Here is a 7,447-nt window from a genome sequence, read left to right as displayed (position 1 = left end):
ACGCTGAACGGATCGAACGGCTCCTCGCGCGGATATAGGCCAAAATCATCGTTCATGGAGGCGTTCCAGCGCCGGAACGACCCGCGTCTCCGTCAAGGTGACGGCCTGCGAAAATACCCGCGCCGTCGCTGCGTCGAGCATATAATACTGAATCTTGAGCAAAATCGAACCGACAAGGCCGGCAAGCGTCGTGTACATCGCGATTGCCATGCCATCACTCATCAGGCCCATGGAAGATTTCATGATCGCGCGGTCTGTCGCGTCGATACCGGCGATCGGAGCGAGCATGATGATGAAGCCGATGATGGTGCCGAGCAAGCCGAGTTTCATCAACGTATCGCTTGCAAACGCGCCAAAGGCATTCGAGCCCCGCAACCGATCAGCGAGCGAACGCAACAGCAGGGTTTGATCGACGCGTCCGTTTCCCTGTGTTTGGGCTTTGACAACAAGGTTGCGGATGTGATCGGCAACGAGTCCAGCCGGTAACGCATCCTGGCGTGACGAAATCGCGGCGATCGAGGCGACCGCCTCGGGTTTGACCAATATGAGAGCGGCTTCACGACCTGCGTCTGCTTCGCGTGCGATCGCCATCGTGCGCCACAGGCAATGCAATGAGCTCGCGACAAACAGCAGGCAAATGACCGCGGAAATATAGGTGCGATCGGAAGCCAGCATCAGCTGGATAAGCCCGTAGTGCCAGAGCAGAATGCCCGCGAACGCGCAAAGCCCGATAAAGATCATCCAGCGCAGCAGTGGGGCACGATCGCCAGCGCTCGAGACGGATCTTACGTCTGTCGAGATACTCGTCACACTCACGTCGTCCTCCTGATTGGCGCGTGAGATACACCGCCGCGTCTTCAGTTTTCGACAGCCAGTGAAATCCAATTGAGCTGTGGGGTCCAGCCTTCTTTTGTGGTCACCGGAACCCAGCGCCTCCGTTGCAGCGCTTGCCGGTGCTGATGGCTGAACACCGGCTTTACGCTTGCGAATACTGCAACGGCGAACGACGGAATGGTTCAGGCCACGCCACCCGCGAAGATGTCCTTCTTGATGACCGCGTGAACGCCCCAATTGCCGTCAACCACCTGGGTGATTCCGAAGTCGACTCCGATCGTGATGAGGGAGATTGCTTCATCTTCCGTCAGCTTCTTGGTAGTCATCAGGAACCTGCGCATCTTCCGAAACGCATCGCGTAAAGCAAGATCAACCGATGATTTCGAATAGATATCCGACTGCGCCTTATCGCCCAGCTCCGTGAGGTAGTTGGCAAAACTGAAGCCATGCACAAGCCACTCATTTTGAGTCTCTAGCATCGGATAGTCCAAGGCTTCTAGCGCAGTGCCCGCGAGATCGGCCTTCTTGTGAAGGATGATCTGAAAGGTACCATTTAACGAGCACTCGATTGCCGTGCCGCACAGTTCGGAATCGCCTTGGGAAGCATGCGAGTCGCCAACCGACAACAGGGCTCCTTCAACCGCAACCGGGTAGTACATCGTGGCGCCCTTGCCGATCCGCCAGTTATCGATGTTGCCGCCAGTGTAGCTCGGCGGGATCGAGTCAACTATATCGGCCTCTTTAGGCGCGAGTCCGATGACGCCGAAATGCGGACGCACCGGTATACGCACGTTCTTCAGAATGCCGTGGTTTTCTTTGACGGTGGCGTGATCGACCGGCACGCCGGGGTAATCAATGGTTTTATGCACGACTCCGGAAGGATCCGTCTGAGGAGTCCACTGGAAATTGTAAACCGCCTTTGCCCAATTGCGCTCGCCGGTAGCGTCGACCTCGTAGATCGTGACCACCTCGCGCGGTTTAGGATCGGTAAGCAAGTCCTTGTAGTGGAAACCCCACCAGGCCGCGGCATTGCTGCCAAAAGCCTTGCCCGGATATTTCGGATTGGCGCAGGGCCGTGGCGACACATCGATAATGCGCAGCTCAATGACGTCACCCTCCTCCGCCCCCCGCACATAGACAGGACCGGTGCAGATGTGCACGCCAAGACCTTCGCCCGCGCCGCGCCCAAACAGCGAGGCATCCATCGGCCCGGCGCCGCGACGGTTCACGCCTTTCTTTTCCTTGGTCCACAAGAAGACGCTCTCGACACCCGGATCGCCGTTGACCATACGTTCTGCGTCGTCATTGGCATGGTGGGTCAAAGCCTCGATGGTGATGAAGTCGCCTGAATCGATCTCGACCTGCGGCTTTAGCTTTTTGCTGAAGTAGCCCCAATGGACGGTATCGGCGTTTGCCGGCAAATGGTGATAGGCGCGCTTGGCTGGCTGATTCTTTTCAGCCGCGGCTGCCATCTCTGGCGTCACCAGGGAAATAGCGGCGGAGCTAAGTGCCGCTGCGCCACCTGCCGCGGCGAAGCTTGTTTTCAGGAACGAGCGTCGCTCGCGATCAAGTGTCTCCTTGAACCTTTGGTGGTGCAGTTCAAATTCCGGGCAATTCTTGTCGTCACCTGCGCACATCGTATTACTCCTCGCGGTTTGATTGTTTGCCCAACCCAAGCTCTAGGCGGCGCTTGAAAAATACGGCAGCCGCCCTCGCCAGCATCAATTTCCTTTAGCTCTTCATGATCAACTGACTCCGCATGTTGCGCAGAAGGGTGATGGCCAACAGCGCGGTCAGGGCATCGAGGATCGCGACGATGATAAACACCGAGGTCCAACTGCCGGTCGTCTGCTTGAGAAATGCCGCCGCCGGTCCACCCAGGATCGAACCGACCCCTTGCGCGATGTACAGAAACCCGTAGTTCGTCGCAGCGTATTTCGGTCCGAAAGTATCGGTCAGCGTCGAGGGGAAGAGCGAGAAAATCTCACCCCAGCCAAAGAAAACGAGACCTGTCAGCACCACGAACAATGCGGGCCGATCAATGAAGGCGAATAGAACGAGGATCGCGACGCATTCGAGCGAGAACGCCAGCGCCATCGTCATCTCGCGGCCGATTTGATCGGAAACCCAGCCGAAGAAAGGCCGCGTCAGGCCGTTGGTGAACCGTGACAGCGTCAGCGATAACGGCAGCGCCGCCATGCCAAACACCAGCACCTGTGCCACCTTGTATTCGTTGGCAAAAGGCCCGACGTTGGAAACGACCATCAACCCGCTGGTCGACATCATGCTCATCATGATGAAGAGCAGCCAGAAGGTCGGGGTTCTCAGCATTTCCGCCGGCGAAAAACTGCGCCTCGATTGTATTGTGGTGGCAGACGCCGGTGAATAGCCCTCCGGTTGCCAGCCTTCAGGCGGAACGCGCAGCCATTGCGCGGCGACGATGCCGATGATCCCCTGGATGATGCCCCATACAACCAGCGTGTGCGCGTAGCCGTCGCTCTTGATCATACTGTCGATGGGAAAGCTGGTGAAAATGGCGCCAAACCCATAACCCGCGGCGGCAAGGCCCGTTGCCAATCCGCGCCGGTCCGGAAACCAGCGCACCATCAATCCTATGATGCCGACGTAGATAATGCCGGTTCCAAAGCCGCAGATGACGCCGTAGGTGAAATACAGCGCCCAAATGTCCGTGACGTAGCTGGACAACACCCAACCGCCGCCCGACATCAATGCACCAACTGAAATCAGAAGCCGCGGGCCGAAGCGATCAACGAGATAAGCCTGAAGCGGTGAGCACCAGGTTTGCAAAATAATCAGAAGCGAGAATGTCCATTGCAGCTCAGCGAGTGTCGTTCCGAGCTTTTGGTTGAGCGGCCCGGTAAACAAGGTCCATACATATTGCGGCGACGAGATCGCCATCATCGCGATCAGGCCGAGAATGAGTTGGCACCAGCGATTCCAGTACCACGCTTTGGGAATCGTCGAATCCAATGCTGTCACGACAGTTCTCCCCTTGTGATTCTCCGGCCGCCAGCCCGAGCGGCGCTTGATCATTATTGGTCTGACGGCGTCGGACCGCAATGGCGGAAAATCACCCATCCCGAGGGAATTCTAAGCAGTTCGGGACTGGGCCGCGGTTGGCTCGACGCCTCCACCTTAGGCCGCAGACAGAGGTTTTGTTGTTTCATTTTCCGCTTGCCGTACGTTCGCCGAGCGGGCGAAACCAGAGGTGAATCGTGGAGAAACGCGCGGATGATACCCAGCCGATCGCGGGAGGCGGGCTTCTCTTTTTTGCTCAGGCGTGCACCAATCCGCTTGGACTTTCCGGAGGGTCTTGATGGCGCTGCCAGTCACTCGCTATGCGAAAAGCGGCGAGGTTCACATTGCCTACCAGGTTTTTGGCAACGGGCCGATTGATCTGGTCTTTGTACCCGGCTTCGTGTCGCACATCGAGAATTACTGGGACTACCCCGATCTCGGACGGTGGCTGCTTCGTCTATCCAGCTTCGCCCGCGTAGCGATTTTCGACAAGCGGGGGACCGGCCTCTCCGACCGTGTCGGCGAGGCCCCGTCATTGGACCAGCGCATGGACGATGCCCGCGCCGTGATGGATGCCGCGGGAATGGAACGTGCAGCACTGCTAGGCGTATCGGAAGGCGGTCCCTTGGCGACGCTTTTTGCCGCAACCTACCCGCAACGATGTCATGCGCTGGTGCTCTACGGCACCTTTGCACGCTCCTCCTGGATTACCCCTAGCGGCCTGCAGGGTTTCATCGAATATATCGATAAGGCCTGGGGCAGCGGTCGCAATCTGGCGATGTGGGCGCCGTCGCATCGGAACGATCCGGCATTGAAGCAATGGTGGGGCCGCTTCGAGCGGCTTGGCGCCAGTCCGGCGGCTGCCCTGGCGCTGGTAAGAATGATCAGCCAAATCGATATCAGCGATATTCTTTCATCAGTCCACGTGCCGACGTTGGTCATCCACTGCTCAGATGACACGCTGATCGGCATCGAACATGGACGCTTCCTTGCCGAGCACATTCCGGGAGCAAGACTGATCGAGCTACCGGGAGATGATCATCTCTTTTTTGTGCATGAACCGATCATTGACGCCATTGAGGAGTTTTTGACCGGATCAGTATCCGCGGCAGAGGACCAGCGTGTCCTTGCCACCGTACTGTTTACCGACATCGTGGGTTCGACGGCGCGGGCGGAACAATTGGGCGACCAGCGCTGGCGCAGTCTGCTCGAAGCGCATCACACGGCCGTGCGGCGGGAGCTTGCGCGTTTCCGCGGCAATGAAGTGAGATCGCTCGGAGACGGGTTTCTCGCCACGTTCGACGGCCCTGCGCGTGCCGTGCGCTGCGCATGCTCTATCGCCGGGGCAGTCCGTGCCCTCGACCTTCAAGTCCGCTGTGGCCTGCATACTGGCGAGATCGAGGTCACCGGCGCTGACGTGCAAGGCATTGCCGTCCACATCGCCTCGCGCGTCTCGGCTGTAGCCGGGCCGGGAGAGGTACTGGTATCACGAACCGTGAAGGATCTGGTCGCCGGGTCAGGTCTTCGCTTCGACGAGCGAGGCAGACATTCCATGAAGGGTCTCCAGGAACCGCTGGACCTCTACGCGGCTTCGCATTGACGCCGGCAACAAAAGTTCCAGCGAAGGGGTCTCGATCAACTTCCGCGCGCAGCGCCGACCCCGTTTGACGCCAGCGGCGCGCCGGAAGCTTTCGATGATTTCGGCGGCGTGACGTCTTGAATAAAATCTCTCAGCGCCTCGGTATCGAATGGCTTACGTAGTATTTTTAAGTTCGAGGGCGCGGCTTTCGCAGCATCGCTGTAACCGGTCGTAAGGCCCACGGCCAAATTCGGATATCGCGAGCGGATTTCTCTCGCGAGCCCGACGCCGTCGATGGTCCCCGGCATGACGATATCGCTAAAGACCAGGTCGATCTTCGTACCGGCCTCAAGCAGCTTTAGCGCCGCTTCAGCCGAATCTCGATAGATGGTGTCGTAGCCGAGATGCTCGAACAGTGAAGATGTCACTTCCGCCACGTCAGCGCTGTCGTCGACGACGAGCACCGTGTGCCGTTGCGGCTGCGGTATTTTCGGCTTGGCGGAGGTGGTGACTTGCTCGTCGGCACAAGACGGCAGATAGATCGTAATCGTCGTGCCTTGTCCAACGCTGCTGTCAGCCGTCACTGTTCCGCCGGCCTGGTGCGCAAAGCCATAAACCTGCGACAAGCCGAGCCCCGTTCCCTTGCCGACCTCTTTGGTCGTGAAGAATGGATCGAACATCTTGGACAGTAGATTGGGCGGAATACCGGTGCCCGTATCACTGAAGGCGATTGCAAAGAAGGCTCCCGCACGATCATTGTCGGTTTCCTGACCTACCGGCACTTCATCGACGGATAAGGTGAACGTGCCACCATTTGGCATTGCGTCGCGCGCATTAACGGCGATGTTGACAATCGCAAGCTCCAGTTCCGCGAGGTCCACTTTTACCGGCCAAACACCGTCGCCAATATTTTCGTTGTACACGATGTTACCGCGCAGCGAGCTTTCGATCATAGTGCGCATGTTTTTTATGGAAGCATTCAAATCGACGATCGTCGGGCTAATATGCTGATGACGAGAGAATGTCAGTAGTTGGCGCGTGAGACTTTCGCCGCGTTTGGCCGCTGTTTGTATCGCTTCGATCGCGCGTGGCAGTTTCGGATCAAGCAGGCGTGCAAAGATCTGGGCGTTGCCTCCAATGATCATCAGCAGATTATTGAAGTCATGCGCAATCCCACCCGTCAGCTTGCCGATCGCCTCCATTTTCTGTGACATCGCGAGCTGTTCACGGGCCTGGACCAGTTTCTCCTCCGCGTCACGCCGCTCGGTGGCGTCCCGCAGTACATTCATAAAACCTATCAGATTTCCCGCATCGTCACGGTTCGAGGAAACCGAGCCGGTAATGAAAAATGGCGTGCCATTTTTCCTGATGCGCCAACCCTCAATTTCGTGCTTGCCTTTTTGGTTGGCCAATTCCAATGCGCGGTTTGGCGCGCCGACGCGTCGCTCATCCGGTCGATAAAATATTCCAAAATGCTTCCCGACAATCTCTTCCGCGGTGTAGCCCATGATTTTTTGCGCGGCGCTGTTCCAGCTTGCGACGTGCCCCTCTTTATCAAGCGCAAAGATCGCGTAATCGACAACGCTGTCGATTAGAATGAGGAAGTGACGTTTAGCGCTGTTGAGCGCCAGGTTTTTACGCTCGATCTGACGGTTCAATTGCGCCTGCACAGCAAGCAAATGGGCTTCGGCTTTCTGGCGGGACGCAATCGCGGCAGCTAAGGCGAGCGGAGCCAGTGACACGCTGATCGAAAGCACGAATAACGAAAGCAGGGCTCCCATCAGGTCGGTTTTCGGAAAGGGATCGCTACCCGCCGAAAAACCCCACGCAGCGGTGCAAACGAAAATGAGCGCAGCCGAGGCGACGTTGCGTTGATTGCCGCGCAAACCAGCCCACATCAAAGGCAGCAAAGCCAGAAAACCGAGAAGGGTCCGATATGGCAGCAGCAGATCAAGGGGGTCGCCAATGCGGATACTGCCGATGAGCGGGCTGTAG

The 7,447-nt window shown here is 57.8% G+C and carries 5 protein-coding genes; 1 reads left to right on the top strand and 4 read right to left on the bottom strand.

Features of this window, described 5'->3' with window-relative positions:
- Positions 1-45 precede the first annotated feature (45 nt).
- From VJV58_RS12085 to oxlT, 3 genes are all read right to left on the bottom strand, one after another.
- The gene (locus VJV58_RS12085) at positions 46-741 is read right to left on the bottom strand and encodes a MotA/TolQ/ExbB proton channel family protein (protein WP_414641481.1); all 696 of its coding nucleotides are present in this window, start codon (positions 739-741) and stop codon (positions 46-48) included.
- Between the two features lie 275 nt (positions 742-1,016).
- The gene (locus VJV58_RS12080; RefSeq protein ID WP_324137578.1) at positions 1,017-2,471 is read right to left on the bottom strand and encodes an acetamidase/formamidase family protein; all 1,455 of its coding nucleotides are present in this window, start codon (positions 2,469-2,471) and stop codon (positions 1,017-1,019) included.
- A 94-nt stretch (positions 2,472-2,565) separates the two neighbouring features.
- Positions 2,566-3,834: an oxalate/formate MFS antiporter gene (gene oxlT / locus VJV58_RS12075; RefSeq protein WP_414641480.1), complete on the bottom strand. Its 1,269-nt coding sequence runs from the start codon at positions 3,832-3,834 to the stop codon at positions 2,566-2,568.
- Positions 3,835-4,171: 337 nt separating this feature from the next.
- Here oxlT and VJV58_RS12070 point away from each other — a divergent pair, with 337 nt between their 5' ends.
- Positions 4,172-5,473, top strand: a complete 1,302-nt coding sequence (locus VJV58_RS12070) for an adenylate/guanylate cyclase domain-containing protein (RefSeq protein WP_324137577.1) — start codon at positions 4,172-4,174, stop codon at positions 5,471-5,473.
- A 35-nt stretch (positions 5,474-5,508) separates the two neighbouring features.
- Here VJV58_RS12070 and VJV58_RS12065 read toward each other — a convergent pair.
- Positions 5,509-7,447, bottom strand: a 1,939-nt coding sequence (locus VJV58_RS12065) for an ATP-binding protein (protein ID WP_324137576.1), incomplete at its 5' end; no start/stop codon positions are given.

The organism is Bradyrhizobium sp. (assembly GCF_035273305.1).
Taxonomy (GTDB): domain Bacteria; phylum Pseudomonadota; class Alphaproteobacteria; order Rhizobiales; family Xanthobacteraceae; genus Bradyrhizobium.
Note: the sequence above shows the minus strand (reverse complement) of the source record. Positions and strands in the feature narration are given on the sequence as shown.

Excerpts from the sequence above, each read along its gene's own strand:
- VJV58_RS12085 (WP_414641481.1), bottom strand. The coding sequence starts at position 741 with ATGATCTTTATCGGGCTTTGCGCGTTCGCGGGCATTCTGCTCTGGCAC.
- VJV58_RS12080 (WP_324137578.1), bottom strand. The coding sequence starts at position 2,471 with ATGTGCGCAGGTGACGACAAGAATTGCCCGGAATTTGAACTGCACCAC.
- VJV58_RS12070 (WP_324137577.1), top strand. The coding sequence starts at position 4,172 with ATGGCGCTGCCAGTCACTCGCTATGCGAAAAGCGGCGAGGTTCACATT.